Source organism: Rhodoglobus sp. G.S.4, assembly GCF_056619605.1.
Map to the genome: position 1 here is coordinate 1,631,464 of NZ_CM152748.1, position 16,893 is coordinate 1,648,356.

Annotated in this window: 14 protein-coding genes; 5 read left to right on the forward strand and 9 right to left on the reverse strand. The window is 58.9% G+C overall.

Translation table 11 applies throughout. From position 1 onward, the window contains the following. Window positions 1-81: 81 nt before the first annotated feature. The 4 genes from AC061P_RS07900 to dusB form a co-directional block, all read right to left on the reverse strand. Window positions 82-1,707 carry an ABC transporter substrate-binding protein gene (locus tag AC061P_RS07900; RefSeq protein WP_449646845.1) on the reverse strand — a complete coding sequence of 542 codons (1,626 nt, stop codon included), beginning with the start codon at window positions 1,705-1,707 and terminating at the stop codon, window positions 82-84. 160 nt (window positions 1,708-1,867) lie between these two features. After that, entirely contained in the window at window positions 1,868-3,802 is a 1,935-nt protein-coding gene (gene dnaG / locus AC061P_RS07905; protein WP_480390855.1) for a DNA primase, read from the reverse strand. Between the two features lie 32 nt (window positions 3,803-3,834). Further along, window positions 3,835-5,079: a deoxyguanosinetriphosphate triphosphohydrolase gene (locus AC061P_RS07910; RefSeq protein ID WP_480390856.1), complete on the reverse strand. Its 1,245-nt coding sequence runs from the start codon at window positions 5,077-5,079 to the stop codon at window positions 3,835-3,837. Beyond that, window positions 5,069-6,235 carry a tRNA dihydrouridine synthase DusB gene (dusB, locus tag AC061P_RS07915; protein WP_449646848.1) on the reverse strand — a complete coding sequence of 389 codons (1,167 nt, stop codon included), beginning with the start codon at window positions 6,233-6,235 and terminating at the stop codon, window positions 5,069-5,071. The genes AC061P_RS07910 and dusB overlap by 11 nt, the downstream gene beginning before the upstream one ends. A 57-nt stretch (window positions 6,236-6,292) precedes the next feature. Here dusB and AC061P_RS07920 point away from each other — a divergent pair, with 57 nt between their 5' ends. The 5 genes from AC061P_RS07920 to AC061P_RS07940 all read left to right on the forward strand — a co-directional run bounded on the left by AC061P_RS07920 (window position 6,293) and on the right by AC061P_RS07940 (window position 11,995). Beyond that, the gene (locus tag AC061P_RS07920; RefSeq protein ID WP_480390857.1) at window positions 6,293-6,796 is read left to right on the forward strand and encodes an aminoacyl-tRNA deacylase; all 504 of its coding nucleotides are present in this window, start codon (window positions 6,293-6,295) and stop codon (window positions 6,794-6,796) included. Further along, complete coding sequence (locus AC061P_RS07925; protein WP_480390858.1) at window positions 6,796-7,236, forward strand: hypothetical protein; 441 nt, start codon at window positions 6,796-6,798, stop codon at window positions 7,234-7,236. Before AC061P_RS07920 ends, AC061P_RS07925 begins: the two co-directional genes overlap by 1 nt. A gap of 316 nt (window positions 7,237-7,552) precedes the next feature. After that, the gene (locus AC061P_RS07930; RefSeq protein ID WP_480390859.1) at window positions 7,553-9,235 is read left to right on the forward strand and encodes a glycosyltransferase family 2 protein; all 1,683 of its coding nucleotides are present in this window, start codon (window positions 7,553-7,555) and stop codon (window positions 9,233-9,235) included. Beyond that, window positions 9,232-9,966: an efflux RND transporter periplasmic adaptor subunit gene (locus tag AC061P_RS07935; RefSeq protein WP_480390860.1), complete on the forward strand. Its 735-nt coding sequence runs from the start codon at window positions 9,232-9,234 to the stop codon at window positions 9,964-9,966. Before AC061P_RS07930 ends, AC061P_RS07935 begins: the two co-directional genes overlap by 4 nt. 40 nt (window positions 9,967-10,006) lie before the next feature. Then, window positions 10,007-11,995, forward strand: coding sequence for a glycosyl hydrolase (locus AC061P_RS07940; RefSeq protein WP_480390861.1), 1,989 nt, complete (start codon window positions 10,007-10,009; stop codon window positions 11,993-11,995). Between the two features lie 124 nt (window positions 11,996-12,119). Here AC061P_RS07940 and AC061P_RS07945 read toward each other — a convergent pair whose 3' ends face one another. The 5 genes from AC061P_RS07945 to AC061P_RS07965 all read right to left on the reverse strand — a co-directional run bounded on the left by AC061P_RS07945 (window position 12,120) and on the right by AC061P_RS07965 (window position 16,871). Further along, entirely contained in the window at window positions 12,120-12,269 is a 150-nt protein-coding gene (locus AC061P_RS07945; RefSeq protein WP_480390862.1) for a hypothetical protein, read from the reverse strand. A gap of 3 nt (window positions 12,270-12,272) precedes the next feature. Then, on the reverse strand, window positions 12,273-12,941 hold the full coding sequence (locus AC061P_RS07950) for a DsbA family oxidoreductase (protein ID WP_480390863.1): 669 nt from the start codon (window positions 12,939-12,941) through the stop codon (window positions 12,273-12,275). After that, window positions 12,938-13,615: a hypothetical protein gene (locus AC061P_RS07955; RefSeq protein WP_449646855.1), complete on the reverse strand. Its 678-nt coding sequence runs from the start codon at window positions 13,613-13,615 to the stop codon at window positions 12,938-12,940. Before AC061P_RS07955 ends, AC061P_RS07950 begins: the two co-directional genes overlap by 4 nt. 768 nt (window positions 13,616-14,383) lie before the next feature. Then, window positions 14,384-15,769: a glycine--tRNA ligase gene (locus AC061P_RS07960; protein ID WP_449646856.1), complete on the reverse strand. Its 1,386-nt coding sequence runs from the start codon at window positions 15,767-15,769 to the stop codon at window positions 14,384-14,386. Window positions 15,770-15,824: 55 nt separating this feature from the next. Continuing rightward, window positions 15,825-16,871 (reverse strand): aminotransferase class V-fold PLP-dependent enzyme, encoded by a 1,047-nt coding sequence (locus AC061P_RS07965; protein ID WP_449646857.1) that lies wholly within the window; start codon window positions 16,869-16,871, stop codon window positions 15,825-15,827. Window positions 16,872-16,893: the final 22 nt, after the last annotated feature.

The following is a 16,893-nucleotide window of genomic DNA, read 5'->3' on the forward strand; positions in this document are numbered from 1 at the left end:
GAGGAGGTGACCCACATTGTGTGTGGGCCACCCCCTGTTCGTCACAACGTTAGACAAAGGTCTAACTAGAGCGAAATGCCCCTATTTTGCCAAGCTACCGTAACGGAACTTGAACGAACCATCGAGCGTAGCTCCGGTAACGTCCTTGCCAGTCACAGCGATCTGCGCTCCCTGAAGGAACGGAACGGTTGACAGCTGAGCCGCAACCTTCGCCTGGATTTCCTCGATCATTCCCTCACGCGTGGCAGGGTCGAGTTCGGTTGCTTGAGCAACGATCAGATCGTTGACTTCAGCATCCGCGTAGTGGTTTCCGAGGAAGTTACCATCACCGAAGAACGGGGTCAGGTAGTTGTCAGCATCGGAGTAGTCAGGGAACCAACCCAGCTGGTAAGCGGGGTAAGCATCTGCCGTGCGCTCCTTGGCGTACGTAACCCACTCAGTCGACTGCAGGTTGACGTCGAAGATACCGTCAGCTTCGAGCTGGCTCTCAACAAGCGCGTACTCGTCACCCGAGGACTCACCGTAGTGGTCTGGGTTGTACTGCAGGTTGAGTGTCACAGGAGTTTCCACTCCGGCATCAGCAAGACGCTTCTTCGCTGCGTCGACGCTCGGTCCACCTTCACCATCGCCGTAGAGGTCCTTGAGAACCTCGGTTGCACCGGTGAGTCCGTCAGGAACGTAGGAGTACAGGGGCAGGTAGGTGCCCTTGTAAACCTGGTCAGAGATTTCCTGACGGTTGATGAGGTCAGCGACGGCTCCACGAACAGCAAGCGACTTCGCGGCGTCAGCCTCAGGAGTCGCAGCACCGAACGGCTGGGTGTCGAAGTTGAACACGATGTAGCGGATCTCTCCACCGGGGCCAACGACGACATTGACGTTGTCATTGCCCTCGAGGTCAGCGACGTCCGTTGCCGAAAGGCTACGGTGCGCGACATCAATGTTTCCCTCTTGAACATCGAGCTTCAGGTTCGAAGCATCGGTGTAGTACTTAAGAGTGATGCTGTCGGTCTTCGCAGCGCCAAGAACACCCTGGTAGTCAGGGTTGGCCTTGAAAGCAACAATGTTGTTGAAGTCATAGCTGTCGATGACGTACTGGCCGGCGAAGGCCATGCCATCAACGATGTCAGCATCGGGAGTAACGGAGTCAGCCGAGAACACCTCTTCGTCAACGATCGGCGCAGCAGGGCTCGACAGAATCTGTGCGAACGTCTGGTCGTTGCCGTTCTTCAAGTGGAAGACCACGGTGGTGTCGTCAACGGCGTCAACGCTGTCAATGTTGCCGAGAAGAACCGAAGGTCCATTTTCGTCATTGATTGCGACCTGGCGGTCGAAGCTGAACTTCACGTCAGAAGACGTCAAGTCATTGCCATTAGCGAATTTCAAGCCCGACTTGAGCACAACCGTGTACTCATCATCGCTCGTGTACTCAGCAGATTCTGCAATGTCAGGTTCAACATCGGAAGTGCCGAGCGGCGAGTTGAGCAGGAACGGGAAAACCTGGTTCATTAGTGCAAACGAACCGTTGTCGTACGAACCGGCCGGGTCGAGGAACGTGACCTTGTCAGTCGTGCCCACGATAAGCGACTCAGAACCGCCACCGCCGGAGGAATCTCCCCCAGCTTGGCAGCCAGTCAAAGCGAGCGCGAACGCTGCTGAACCGGCAACTACAGCAAGGACTCGCTTGCTGTTCTTGGATGCGGATGTCATATCCGTCTACCTCTTCCTGTTGCGTGCAGAAAATGCGACGGCGCGTTTGTAGGCGCCGCGCATCGTAGTTCACCAATGGAAACACAAATTGGCCGGCAAGCACTACGTTGTTGGTACCCAAATGAACGATATTTACACGAACGCAACCAAGCGAGGAAAACTAGGAGTCTTCGCGCAGGGCACGACGCTCTGCTTCGATCCTCATCAGGTCACGCTGGGTCTGCACATAACGCTCAGGATCACTCTCCCGGTCCATGCGCTGAAGCACGCCGAGAAGCTCCCGCTTTTGGCGCAAAAGGTCGCGCTCAACCAGATCGGTCGTGATCTGAACGCAATACACCGGGATGCGTTCTTCACGCTCAGGAATCGGCGCGACACTCAATTGCTTCACAAAGGTCGAGAACGACTGCGGAACCTCATCGGCAACCGCCGAAGCCCAACCAGGTAGTAGCGCTCGATCCACCAGCGAAGCGATCGCATCCCGCACAACAGCGAGGGTGTTGTCGGCAAACGAAATCTGAGTCAGTTTGCGGATGAGTTCGTCACCAACGACATCCGGATGCTGCAGTACTGCCATCAGCGCATCGCGCTCCAACCGCGTGGTTGCGTCTGTTTTCAGGCTCATGATCGACGGGCCCTGCTCCTGAGGTGGTTCTCCCGACGAAGCAGCGGAGCCAGCGCCATTGCGTGCGTTCGAACTCTCCGGTGCACTCTCACCAGCACGCGAATTTGTCGCAGCGGTCGCCGAAGCAGCGCTCGGCGCCTGACGCTTCGCCGATGTCACCGCACTCTGAACTTCGCTCGGTTCCATCCCCAGCCAACCCGCAACGCTGCGCACATAGCCAACACCAAGCGCTTGATCCCGAATCCCCGCCACTACAGGAGCTGCAGCCCGCAGCGCAGCCACGCGACCCTCGACAGTCTCAAGGTCATGAACAGCCAACTCGCGGCGGATCTTGAACTCAAACATGGGCTTGCGCGTGCTCACGAGGCGACGCACTGCGCCATCCCCCTTCTTGAGCCTCAAATCGCAGGGATCAAGACCGTCAGAGGCAACAGCAACAAAAGTTTGTGCAGCGAAGCGGTGTTCCTCAGCGAACGCGCGGTTCGCCGCTTTCTGGCCAGCCTCATCCGGGTCGAAGGTGAAAATCACTTCGCCGGTAGCTGTGGTGTCTGCGTTGTCGTAGTCGCCGATCATCCGACGCACAATCTTGATGTGGTCAACGCCAAAAGCGGTGCCACAGGTAGCAACGGCGGTCGTCACTCCGGCAAGATGGCAGGCCATGACATCGGTGTAGCCCTCAACAACCACGATCTGCTTGCTGCGCGAGATGTCTTTTTTGGCAAGATCGAGACCGTAGAGCACCTGGCTCTTGTGATAAACGGGAGTTTCGGGAGTATTCAGATACTTGGGGCCCTTGTCTTCGTCGAGAAGCCGACGCGCACCAAAACCGAGAGTCTGGCCGGTGACATCGCGAATGGGCCACACCAGTCGCCCCCGGAACCTGTCGTAGTAGTCGCCGCGCTCCCCCTTGCCAATGAGCCCAGCGATGACGAGCTCATCCGAGGTAAACCCCAATGAGTTCAGGTGCTTCGCGAGAACGCCGCCACGAGGAGCGAAACCAATGCCAAAGCGCTCGGCTGCCGACTGATCGAAACCACGTTCACCCAAGAACGTGCGCCCCGGTGCCGCTTCTGGAGTTGACAACTGGGCAACGAAGAAGTCGGATGCCGCCTGATTAGCAGCAAGAATGCGGGCACGATTGCCGTGATCAGTTGCAGCGCCGCCGTCCTCATAGTGAAGTTCATAGCTGATCCGGCCGGCGAGGCGCTCAACTGCTTCGGAGAAGGAGACATGGTCCATGCGCTGCAGGAACGTGAAAACGTCACCGCCTTCTCCACAACCAAAGCAGTGGTAGAAACCGACCTGAGGCCGAACATGAAAACTGGGACTGCGCTCTTCGTGAAAAGGGCACAATCCCTTCATCGAACCGGAACCAGCACTCTTGAGAGCGACGTAGTCGCCAACAATGTCGGCGAGATTGGTGCGCGAACGCACCTCGTCGATATCGCTTCTCTTGATAAGGCCAGCCACAATCGTAATTGTAGGCTTACCGCGGTGTGACTCTAGCCAACTAGGCGTGTATGCCACGCAATCGCGGACTGATCGGTGAGGCTCGCCACCTGATCTACTACGGCCCGCTTGCGTTGGTGATCGTTCTCAGCGGAATTCCAATCGGCAGTGAACCCGGAATCGAGATTGCGGGGAGCTGTCCACAACAACACATCGGCCAGCTCGGTGAGTACATCGCGCTGTTGCTGGTAGATCGGTCGGCGAGCGTTCGTCGACATCACAAAGGCGGCAACGATCCCCTTGAGCACCGCAATCTCCGCCTGAATCTCTTGGGGAATGATGAGGCTTCCCCCGAATCGTGCCAGAGCGTCTGTGGGATATGCCTCGCGTGTGGCCTGGACGGCAGCACCTGCAAATCGGCCAATGAGCTGACTCGTCAGATTCTTGAGCCGACCATGGGCTGCCCGACTGCCATCCCACTGATCGATCCACGGATCAAGCAGGTCGAGGCGATCGAACGCCGCGATCAGTTCATCGTGCGTGAACTCGCCACCGATCCACGCAAACATCGACTTCACAAGATCGTCGTGATTTACTCTGGCGCCGAGCGCCGTCACATCCACAAAGTCGCCAACAATGGCATCCTCAAAGTCATGAACTGAGTAGGCGATGTCGTCCGAGAGATCCATCACTTGGGCTTCGATGCAGCGCTGGCGATCAGGGGCACCAGCTCGCAACCACTCAAACGCGGCAGTGTCATCGTCAAAGAATCCATATTTGCTGCGACCACTCGGGTCAGGGATGCCCTGCGCGCTTGGCCACGGATACTTTGTGCTCGCATCCAAACTCGCGCGGGTGAGATTAAGCCCATAGCTGCGGCCATCGGGACCAAAAACTTTGGGCTCGATGCGAGTCAACAGACGCAGGGTCTGAGCGTTGCCCTCGAAGCCACCAATGTCTTGCGCCCATTCGTTCAAGGCTCGCTCACCGTTGTGGCCGAAAGGCGGATGCCCGAGGTCGTGAGAAAGGCACGCAGTGTCGACCACATCGGGGTCGAGACCGAGGCTGTCGGCAAGCTCGCGGCCCACCTGGGCAACCTCGAGCGAGTGAGTGAGACGGTTGCGGGCAAAGTCGGTGCCCATCGTGGGGCTCAAGACCTGAGTCTTTGCGGCTAGACGGCGCAGCGCGCTCGAATGAAGCACTCGCGCACGGTCGCGCGCAAAATCGCTACGACGACTCGAATGCTGCTCGGGAAACCAACGCTCGGCGTCAGCCTCTGTGTAGCCCTTAGCCGCCACTGGTGCTCAATTCTGCTTGGTTGAGTTCACTACGGTGTGTCTCCTGCAGTTCGCGGCTATCGAGCCAGCCCTGCGGAAGCGATGGCTTTTTCGGGGTTCCCGCACGACCACGTTGGCCCTCAGCGTCAGCACCAGGGTACTGCTGGTTCCAGTCAAGCTGAGCAAGCAATTCGTCTAGCTGAGCCAGGTCGTGCACGGTCGCCATCGCCGCACGCAACTCGCCACCGACCGCATAGCCCTTAAAATACCAAGCGACATGCTTGCGGATGTCGCGGCACGCGCGATCCTCATCGCCGAAGAATTCCACCAGCAGTTCGGCATGACGCTTGAACGCGATGGCAACTTCGCCGAGTGTTGGCTCCGCCTTGAGCGACTCTCCTCGGAACGCCGCAGCGAGGTCACCGAAGAGCCACGGACGACCGAGGCAACCGCGACCAACAACGACTCCGTCGCATCCGGTCTCATCGACCATGCGCAAAGCATCGGCTGCACTCCAAATGTCACCGTTGCCAAGAATCGGTGTATCGGTGATGGTGTTCTTGAGCTTTTCGATCGCTGACCAGTCGGCGGTACCGGAATAGAACTCGGCAGCCGTGCGCGCATGCAAAGCGATGCTGGCGACGCCGGCGCCCGCGCCAACGCGAGCAGCCTCGAGATACGTCAAATGGTCAGAATCGATGCCCTTGCGCATCTTGATCGTCAACGGAACATCGCCGGCAGCTTTCACGGCACCTTCAACGATCTCCCGGAACAAATCGATCTTCCACGGGAGCGCCGCTCCCCCGCCCTTGCGAGTGACCTTGGGAACGGGGCATCCGAAGTTCAAGTCAATGTGGTCTGCACGGTCTTCGGCGACCAACATCGTGACCGCTTCAGACACCGTCTTAGGGTCAACCCCATAGAGCTGGATGCTGCGCGTCGTCTCTGACTCGTGGTGCGTGATGAGTCGCATGCTTTCGGGCGTGCGCTCGACGAGAGCTCGGCTCGTGATCATTTCGCTGACGTACAGGCCAGCGCCGTATTCGCGACAGAGCCGGCGAAAAGCGGTGTTGGTGATGCCGGCCATTGGCGCCAAAACGACCGGAACATCGAGGTCGAGGTTACCGATTGAGAGCTGTGGCGCGACACGCGGGTCGGCAGGGGCAAGAATAGTCACACATCAATTGTCCCATGTCGCGCCTGAACCGGCGGTGCGCATACCGGAAGGCCCCTAATGACGGCAGGAACCGACCGCGTTCGCGACGATGCCGAGCGCCGCGGCATCCCAATCGAGATCGTCGAACGCGCACCAGCCACCTCACTCGAGCACGCCGCCGAGCTGCTCGGCATTACCCCAGCCGAAATCGTCAAGTCGCTCGTCGTCAAGCGCAGTGACGGCAGCTACCTCTTTGCCTTGGTTCCCGGCGACCGCCAGATCTCTTGGCCCAAACTGCGGGCCGTCGTCGGTGTCAATAAGTTGCGGATGCCCGAAGCCTCCCTCGCGCTCGAGGCCACCGGATTTGCGCGCGGCACCATCACACCACTCGGCAGCAGCACCGCCTGGCCCGTGTTCGCCGACGAACGCATCGCCGGCAAACGAGTCTCGATGGGATCAGGAGACCACGGCTACACCGTCTGGGTGGTTGCCGATGATCTCATCAGTGGACTCGACGCCACCCTCGCCGACATCACAACCGAAGCAGGAACCGAAGCAGGAACCGAAGCAGGAACCGAATAATGGCACTCGACAACCACCCCAATGTGTTTCGCTTCGAAGGACGAACGTGGGTAAGCGAAGCTGAAGGTGAACAAGCCCTCGAACAGCTTCGCGCTCAGAGAGCGTGGGACAAAGAGAACGCACGGCTCCAGCGCTGGTGGGTCGCCATCACGATCGGTGCCGCTGTCGGTGTTGCAGCGACGCTGGCACTCGGCATTGCAGCCGAAACCGATCCAACCGGCTACCTACTTCTGCTTCTGCTCGGATTCGGAATCGGCGCCATCCTCGGTGCACTCATCAATAGACGCTTCAATGCCCGGGACGGACATCACCAGTCCCTACCGGAACGCCCAACAACAGTGCCGCTAACGCAGGTTCCCTCACGAGTCGCCAAGGCGGCACCAGAGCACGCGACCGCAGCAGAAATCATCGAATGGTCGGGCCGCGGCTTCGTCGGATAAGCCGCCCATGTTACGAACACGCTAAGAGAAAGTAAACAATTGCCTTTTCTCTTGGCTACCCCCTGTTGAGGGGCAACTCCCTGCCGTACGGTAGGGCCAACAACCCGCCTCACCCGCGAAACCCGCCCCACCCGAGTTATTGAAGCACTGATTTCTCAGGCCTGCGACCTACCCCGTCGCACGGCCTACCTGTATGCACGTCAATGATGCCGCTGTGACAATCCGGTCGCATTCATTACCCTCCGCGCATCCGGCAACGTCATGGTGAGTGTTACTCGTGCTGCGTCGCAGAACACTTCTCCCGAAAGAAGCCAGAATGACGACCCTGCAATCTCGCCTTGAGGCGACTGCGCGAGCAACCGCACGAGCAACCCCAGAAGGTTCACCCGCTCCGCGCATCACCGAACCAGTAAAAGCACAGTCACCATCGCTCGTGATCCTCGTGATGATCGCGACCCTCGGCATCCTTGCCTACGCATCATTCCTGCTTAACCCCGCAAGTCGTGGAGACTGGCTGCCGTACACGCTCGTCATCATTGCCGAAACGATCCTCATCCTCCAGGCACTGCTGTCCATGTGGACAATTCTTTCGGCTTCGCAAGACCCTCGTGGCTTTGCATTTCACGACGCGAAATCCAAGCTGTTTCACGATCGCGACATTCTGCGCGATGGGCTAACAAACTCGCCATCCCTCTGGACCATGTACCTCGATGAGACCGAAGCGACCACCGACGTCTTCATCACCACCTATGGCGAACCCGTTCAAGTCATTCGCGAAACCGTGACCGCCGCGCTAGCAATGCGCGGTGCCCACATCACCTGGGTTCTCGACGATGGGCGATCTGACGAAGTTCGCGACCTTGCTGCAGAACTGGGCGCTCGGTACGTGCGCAGACTCAGCTCCGGTGGCGCAAAAGCGGGAAACGTCAACCACGCCCTCAGCTTGGCCAAAGGACGATTCTTCGCGATCTTCGACGCAGACTTCGTGCCATCGCCCGACTTCCTCAACGAAACCATCCCCTTCTTCTCAAGCGACGAAGTCGCGTTCGTGCAAACCCCGCAAACGTACGGAAACTTGCACAACGTCATCTCCCGCGGAGCCGGCTACATGCAGTCGGTGTTCTACCGCTTCATTCAGCCCGGACGAAATCGGTTCAATGCCGCATTCTGCGTTGGCACCAATGTCATTTTCCGCAGGGCAGCCATCGACGACATCGGAGGTATTTACACCGACTCCATGTCAGAAGATGTGTGGACATCACTCATGCTCCACGAGCGTGGGTGGCACACGATCTTCATCCCGATGACGCTTGCCGTCGGCCATGCTCCCGACACTGTCGAGTCATACACGAAACAACAATTGCGTTGGGCAACAGGCGGCTTCGAAATTCTGCTCAATCACAACCCTTTGAGCCGCAAACGAAAGCTCACCCTCGACCAGCGACTCCAATACTTGGTGACTGCATCCTTCTACCTCACCGGAATCTGTCCCCTTCTACTTATGGTCGTCCCCGCACTCGAAATCTACTTCGATCTCCGACCCATGAATTTGTCGACCACCGTCGTCAGCTGGGTGCTCTTCTACGCCGGGTTCTATCTCATGCAGATTGTGCTCGCGTTCTACACCATGGGCTCGTTTCGTTGGGAGACACTCATGCTCGCAACCGTGTCAGCGCCCATCTACCTCGCGGCACTCATCAACGTCCTCACCGGAAAAGAGCAGTCGTGGAGCGCAACCGGTGACCGTTCGAAAATGTCATCACCGTTCAACTTCATGATTCCCCAAGTGCTGTTCTTCGTCTTCCTGCTCCTGACCTCATTCGTGGCCATCTTCAGAGACATAGACAATGGCGTTCTCACCCTCGCAACCGGGTGGAACGTCACAAACACGATCATCATGGGCAGCTTCGTCGCCGCCGCCATGCGCGAACATGTCTCGCTCAGCCGCACCCATCGGTTGGCTAAACACCTCCTCACCCTGAACGGAACTCCAGCATGACGTGGCGCAGCAACCTCAAACTATTCGCCGGACTCATCGTCGTCTTCGCCCTGGTGTTCGGGTTAACCATTGTCTTCACCCAACGCCAGGCTCAAGCCACCAGCGTCTCCGCATCAATTGCAGCAGAGCGATACCCCGTAGGCATCGACTACGGGGGAACCCTCGTGCGCAGCTTCATCACCGAAGACGACCAAAGAGTGACCGCGGGCGACGTGCTCTTCACCCTCCAGAGCCCCTCGCTTCAAGCCGACCTCGCCGAGGGACTCCTCAAGCCCGAGACCGTCGCTTACACGGTGACCGACGACGGCATGATCACCCTTACAGCTGCTGTTTCTGGAACCGTGCGAGACGTCACCACAAAGCCCGGATCGTTCGTTCAGGCAGGGCAGGTTCTCGCGACAATCGAAAAAGCAGGCTCGCTCTCGGTCGTCGCGCAGTACGAACTCACCGGGCGGGACTACTCCCGCATCGGCGAAAGCGCACCCGTCACGCTCCTACTGCCCAATGGCGCAAGCATCGACGGCTCCGTATCAACCATCGACGTGCAGACCGTAGACGGTCAAGCCGAGACGACCATCCGTGTTGAGAGCGATGCCCTCACCGATGGCGCGTTCAACGGCCTCGTGAAAGCCGGAACGCCCGTCACCGCCACACTGCAATTGAGCGACAACGGCATCCTGGCCGGAGCCTTTGATGGCATGGCCGACTTTCTGAGAAAGATCGGCCTGTAGTCGCGTGGCGAGCGATCAGCGAAAACTAGCTCTGCTGGCAATGATGACAGTCATCATGTCCGTCAGCGGATGCACGAGCGCAACAACCACATCCACCACCCCGGTTAACCCCTCTGACGCTATATTTCCCGACAGTAGTGTCGCTCCGCTCATCGCAGAACTGCCGGCACAAACGGTAACCGCCCTCCCCCACGCACGACTCGCTGACGGCCTCCTCCCGCCCACCAACACATGGTTCGCCGGAATGGTGTTCGGCGCTGAGCCAATGCCCGTCTTTCCCTTGCCGCTGGGATTCCAGATGACGGAAAACGGTTTCGCGATCGGAGTCCCCAACGTCGTCACCAGCAAGAATCTCATCGCCGGAGGGTTCTTTGCCGCGCTAACGGCCGATTTTGGCGCAGACGACTATGCCATAACCGACTATGACGCGGCGTCGGTCACGATTGCGAGCAGCACCAGCGGAAAAGACATCGGCACAACAGTGATCGTCGAAGGATCCCCGTTCGTGAGCTTCACCGCATCCGAACCAGTAAACTTCACCCTCGGACAACCACTCACAGCCGGCACCAAAGCATGGACCACCACGATCGAAGGAACCCAATACGGGCTCGTCAGCAAAGGAAAAATGACCGAGTCGGGATCCGAACTCAGCCTCTCCCCCGGCCAAATGGCCACATGGTTCGCCGTCGCCGACGGAGGATCGATCGACGACTACGTGACAGCCGCGGCATCCCCCATCGTGAGCACGAGTATCCGTTACTCGGTAGCTGACGAAACAACAACCACAAGCATCGCCTACACAACCGCCGATGGTGCAGCGACGATAGTGGCCGCCATGCCGCACCAGTATGCCGCGCTCTCAGACGACACAACCTGCGACACCGGCAATTGGAAAAGTGTCTACGGGCAACTAAATGCCTGCACCGTGACCGAGCTCACCTGGTCGGTGCCCACCCAGAAACCGACCGGATCACTTGACCTATCGACCCTTTCCGACGAGAACAAGGCTCTGCTCGCGGCACAACTAGAAGTGGATGTCGCCTCCACGCTCGCCGCCCCCGCTGACACCTATTTCGGCGGAAAATGGATGTACCGCCTTGCCAACATGCTCGACATCGCCCATCAACTCGGCGAGGACGATCTCGCCTCAACCATCACAGATCAGCTCGTCCGCGAAATGGATATCTGGACCGCCCCCGACGGATGCGTCAATCGCACCGAGCGCTGTTTCGTCTACGACGAAGACGCCCGCGGAATCGTCGGACGTGCCGCTTCCTTCGGATCAGACGAATTCAACGATCACCACTTCCATTACGGCTACTTCCTGTACGTCGCAGGAGTAGTGGCCGCCAGCGATCCCGCCCTCGTCGAAAAATGGGCGCCCGTGATCAACTTGCTCGCGGCGGACATCGCCGTCCAAGGCGACAGCAGCTACTTTCCCGAACGTCGAGTCTTCGATGCCTACGCTGGACACTCCTGGGCAAGCGGCACATCGCCCTTTGCCGACGGAAACAATCAAGAATCAAGTTCAGAAGCTGTCAGCGCCTGGAACGGACTAGCGCTGTGGGCCCAAGCAAGCCACCAACCAGAACTTGCAACAGAAGCACAATGGATGCTTTCAGCAGAAACCGCATCAGCACTGGCCTACTGGACAAACTTCGACACAAGCGCAGAAGTTTACGACGGCTTCGACCACCCCATCACGTCACTCAACTGGGGCGGAAAACGAGACTACGCCACCTGGTTCAGCGCCGAACCGAGCGCCATGCTCGGAATCCTCGTGCTACCCATGAGCCCTATCGCTGGATATCTGGGCGATGATCCGGAACGAGTTCGCACAAATCTTGCCGAAGCGGCACCGAACGGATACGACGTGCTGTTCGGCGACTACCTTCTGATGTATACGGCGCTTGCCGGCCCAGAAGAGGCGGCGCAGGCACTCCAAGAGTGCGCAAATCTCAACGAGGATCGCATCGACGATGGCAACAGCCGAAGCCATCTGCTCGCGTGGGTAATGAGTCAACTCTAGAAGTTGTCGGCGAGCAATCCTAGGGTGTCTAGGCGAGGCGGCGTGGTAGAACATCCCGACGCGACGGATTAGTCAGATACTGTTCGCGACCACGATGTGAATGTCGGTTCACTTGCAGGAGGCCTTAGACGAGTCCTTCGTCGATCTGACGGTTCACAAATGCCTGAGAACGGTGATCGTCAACGATGCAGGCATCACCGTCGCAGACACCGACATTGGGGTCACCAACCTGCTGTAGGGCGAAGGTCGGGATTGGCTTCGTTGCGGCATCCATTAGTTACGCATCTCTCTCAGTAAGTACCTGTGTGAGAACGTTAGCGAAAGTTTCACTTTCTTGCGCGCCTGAAACCCCATATTTTCCGTCAATCACAAAGAATGGCACGCCTTGGATGCCATATTGCATGGCAACTTCCATGTCAGCTTTCACCGCAGGGAGGTACTCGCTCGACTCGAGCGCGCTCACGACTTCGTCGCGATCGAAGCCAATAGATGCTGCAATGTCCGCAAGATCAGCGATCCGGCCAACGTGTTCGGTCTTCACAAAGTACGCCTCGAGTAGGCGTTCCTTCATCTCAAGCTGACGGCCATGAGCCTTGGCGTAGTGAAGAAGTTCGTGGGCTTTCACTGTATTGGTTTGGTGAATGTGCTCGTAGTCATAATCAAGTCCGAGGCTCGTTGCGATGTCGGTGACGCGGGTCAGCATCTCCTCAACCTGGGGCATGGGGAGCCCTTTGCGTTCGCTCAAGAACCGAATCGGCGTGCCTTCGTACTCGACGGGAGTGTCAGGTGCCAGCTCGAAGGAGTGGTACTCGATGTCGACAGCAACGCCTGAGCTGTCGACAGCGGCTTCAAAGCGCCGCTTTCCGATGTAGCACCAGGGGCACTGAACATCCGACCAGATGTCGACTTTTACGGGGGCAATCGGGCGTGCAGCAGTTTCATTCACTGTGACTCCAACGTCTGCGCGGCGCGGTTATTCCCGCTTGTGCCCGCCAATCCCCGCGGCTCCCCGCCAACGCCCTTCGGAAACTCAGGAAATATGGCAGAGGCAGACTGCGGAGCCCCGAGAACACGGGGCTCCTCGGGCCCGTCCTGTCGAAAGTCCTGAGTTTCCGAAGGTGCGCGGCGCGTGCCGCGTGCGCGGCGGCCTCCTGAAGAGTGCAACGCAAGCGCGACGTCCAACGCTTGCTCGAATAAGCCCCACTGGTGGAACACCATCTGAGCGCTCACGCTCATCGCATGGAACCCAGCGATCGTAATCTCGATTCCCTTGAGGTGGTCTTCCTCAAAAGTGTGCGCGTGAAACTGTCTGCCATTGATCTCGAGACCGATAATTCCGTCAATGACCATGTCAATGCGCTTGCTCCCCACTGGAACCTGAATTTCGACGCTGTGCCCCGCAAGCTGCAATCTCGTACGCGCGAGACTTTCCGGGAGACTCTCGCATCCACCGTCAGCCCACGAACGGAAACGATTTTTGTGGCCGGGGAGGTCGATGATCAGCCGCTCGAGGTCGAATAGGTCGATTCGCTCGCTGTGCAGAGCCCAATCGAGAGCTGCGACCGCCGTCTCATGATCCTCATCGAGGATCACGCGGCGAAGGGCCTCGAACACGCTCACGCACCAAGCAGTTCCCCAATCGCTCCTGGTAGGCGGATCCCAATGCAACTGGACCCCACGACGCGTTCCAATCGGTTTCCTTCGATTCCACTGGCTGCGCAGCCGCGCCGCGTTTTGCGGAACAGAAACAAGCAACGGATGATCACCGAGAACCCACCCGCCCCAATCTCGAATAGCCGAAATGCCGGTCAGCCTCCCGCCGACCCGAACGGCTCTCACTCTAGGCTCGGAAATATCCAAAGTCGTGTACCAACCTTGCCGCGCTCTCGTTACTACGCCGTCCTTGACGGCGCGCGTCAAGTCACAGTCCCTCGCACCAAGCGCGACCAGCTGGCGCTTCTGGGCTATTCCACCCAGACCGTCCACTAACGCATCTACTTCCACCATGTATGCCAGCATCTTGCGCGCCGGCCGTCATTGGATGGCTGTGTTCACGTTGGTGGAGTCGGTGCACATATCGCCGGTGTGGAGTAGCTGCAACCTTCGGAAACTCAGGAGATTGGCGAAGCCGCCACCTCACTGCCAAGTAAGCAGCCGGGCCACGGATCGCGCGACTCAGGTTTTCCTGAATTTCCGAAGGGGACTACGCGGCTGTCGGGACAAAACCGGTGTCGGGACAAAACGCTGTCGGGACAAAACCAGTTTCGGGACAAAACCGGCGGTGAAACCGCGGGATAACCTGCGCCGCGAACACCGCGAATGCCCCGGCGACGGCAAAACAGGTGCGCGTGGCCCCGAGCGGATACCGCCCGGGGCCACGCGAGACTGCTAGCAGCCGATGAGCTCTTGCGCGAGGTAGCCGCGCAACTCTTCGATGGGCATACGCTTCTGTTCCATCGAGTCGCGCTCACGAATTGTCACAGCGTTGTCATCGAGCGAATCGAAGTCGATCGTGACACAGAATGGTGTACCGATTTCGTCTTGGCGGCGGTAACGACGGCCAATTGCGCCGGCGTCATCGAAGTCGACATTCCAGTACTTGCGGAGGTCCGCCGCAATACTGCGAGCCATCGGCGAAAGGCGTTCGTTGCGCGATAGCGGCAGAACGGCAACCTTTACCGGCGAGAGGCGACGGTCAAGACGCAGCACTGTGCGCTTGTCGACACCACCCTTGGCGTTAGGCGCCTCATCTTCGGCGTAGGCATCAATGAGGAAGGCCATGAGAGCACGGGTAAGTCCGAACGCGGGCTCAATGACGTAGGGCGTCCAGCGCTCATCCTTGGCTTGGTCGAAGTACGACAGGTCTGAGCCTGAAGCTTCCGAGTGCGTGCGGAGGTCAAAGTCGGTGCGGTTGGCGATGCCCATGAGTTCGCCCCACTCTCCGCCAGCAAAGCGGAAACGGTACTCGACATCCACTGTTCGCTTGGAGTAGTGCGACAACTTCTCTTGAGCGTGCTCGTAGAAACGCAGGTTCTCGGGCTTGATGCCGAGGTCGGTGTACCACTTCATGGATTCGTCGATCCAAGTCTGGTGCCACTCTTCGTCCGTGCCGGGCTCGACGAAGAATTCCATTTCCATCTGCTCGAACTCGCGGGTACGGAAAATGAAGTTTCCGGGCGTGATTTCGTTACGGAATGACTTGCCAACTTGGCCGATACCGAACGGCGGCTTCATGCGGGCCGCGCCCATGACGTTGGCGAAGTTCGTGAAGATGCCCTGAGCGGTTTCGGGGCGCAGGTAGTGCATGCCCTCTTCGTTGTCGACGGGGCCGAGGTAGGTCTTGAGGAGTCCGGAGAAGTTTTGCGGTTCGGTCCATGATCCGGGCTGGCCGGTGTCAGGGTCGCGGATGTCGGCAAGCCCGTTCACGGGAGGGTGGCCGTGCTTCTCTTCGTAGGCTTCAAGAAGGTGGTCGGCGCGGTAACGCTTGTGGGTGTGCAGTGATTCGACAAGCGGGTCAGAGAAGACCTCGACGTGGCCGGATGCTTCCCAAACTTTGCGAGGAAGGATGACAGCGGAGTCGAGCCCGACTACGTCTTCGCGACCTTGAACGAAGGTCTGCCACCACTGCTTTTTGATGTTCTCTTTGAGGGCGGTTCCCAGTGGGCCGTAGTCCCAGGCTGAGCGTGAACCGCCGTAGATCTCTCCCGATTGGAAGACGAAACCTCGGCGCTTGGCGAGGTTGATAACGGCGTCGAGGGGGTTAGGCGTAGCCACAGAAACTCCAATAGTCAGCCGAGCTGGATGCACGGTCGGCGGATGACCAGTTTAGCTAGACGCGCAGCGCGGCGATAACCGCCGCGACGTCGTCTTCGTTATTCCAGAGGTGGAATGCAGCGCGGAGCCGGCCAGCGCGACCGGATGCGGTGATTCCGGCGGCCGTGAGTTTGGCAAGATCTGCGCCCGTCTCATCCGGCCAGGTCACGATCGCTTGGTTCTGGCGTTCGATGCCGAGGGCATCACAGAGTTGGTTGGCTAGGCCGGTGCAGTGCTCCCAGACTTCGCTGATATCGAGGTCGGCGAACATGGCGATGGGATGCTCGGCCCCCACCCATGCTTGCCACGCAGGTGAGACATCGTATTGGCGAGCATCCTTAGCAAGTTTCATGTCGGTGCCATAGACGCTGCCCCAGACATCCGCTCCCGCATACCAGCCCGCTTGCACTGGCGTGACGTGTTCGGCAAAATCCTCGGAGATCGTGAGGAACGCGACGCCGCGGGGCGAACACAGCCACTTGTAGGCGTGGCAGACAGTCGCATCGAATTGGGTGGCATCCACAGGGTAAACGCCGGCGGCCTGGGTGATGTCGCAGAGAGTGCGTGCTCCGTGGGTGGCTGCCGCTGCGGTGATTGCCGCAACGTCGGCGACTTTACCGTTGCAGGATTGGATGAGCGAGAACGCGACGAGCGCGGTGCTGTCGGTGATGGCATCCGCAAGTTCGGCCAGCGGGACTGCACGCACGACGAGGTCAGGGTGTTGCAGGAATGGGTACACGATGGAGGTGAAGTCGGATTCGACGACGAGCACTTCGGAACCCGTCGGCAGTGAGCACGCAATGAGCGATGCCATAACCGAGGTCTGCGAACCGATCGCGACGCGGGCTGCATTGATTCCGACTAGGCGCGCGTAGTGGCCTCGGGTGCGTTCGACGATATCGCCGTAGTTCATGGGGTTGCAGGTGGCTCTGGCCCACTGCCCCAGCTTTTCGGTCATTTCGGTGACGGCGGCACACGTCGGCAGGCCCATGGTGGCGGCGGAAAGGTAACCGCGAGTATTCGCGAAACTTTCAATCGCGTTCGTGAGCGCTGGGGAGGTCATGCCTCCATGATGGCTCGCATGA

Excerpts from the sequence above, each read along its gene's own strand:
- AC061P_RS07900 (WP_449646845.1), bottom strand. The coding sequence starts at position 1,707 with ATGACATCCGCATCCAAGAACAGCAAGCGAGTCCTTGCTGTAGTTGCC.
- AC061P_RS07920 (WP_480390857.1), top strand. The coding sequence starts at position 6,293 with ATGACGGCAGGAACCGACCGCGTTCGCGACGATGCCGAGCGCCGCGGC.
- AC061P_RS07925 (WP_480390858.1), top strand. The coding sequence starts at position 6,796 with ATGGCACTCGACAACCACCCCAATGTGTTTCGCTTCGAAGGACGAACG.
- AC061P_RS07930 (WP_480390859.1), top strand. The coding sequence starts at position 7,553 with ATGACGACCCTGCAATCTCGCCTTGAGGCGACTGCGCGAGCAACCGCA.
- AC061P_RS07935 (WP_480390860.1), top strand. The coding sequence starts at position 9,232 with ATGACGTGGCGCAGCAACCTCAAACTATTCGCCGGACTCATCGTCGTC.
- AC061P_RS07940 (WP_480390861.1), top strand. The coding sequence starts at position 10,007 with ATGATGACAGTCATCATGTCCGTCAGCGGATGCACGAGCGCAACAACC.
- AC061P_RS07945 (WP_480390862.1), bottom strand. The coding sequence starts at position 12,269 with ATGGATGCCGCAACGAAGCCAATCCCGACCTTCGCCCTACAGCAGGTT.
- AC061P_RS07965 (WP_449646857.1), bottom strand. The coding sequence starts at position 16,871 with ATGACCTCCCCAGCGCTCACGAACGCGATTGAAAGTTTCGCGAATACT.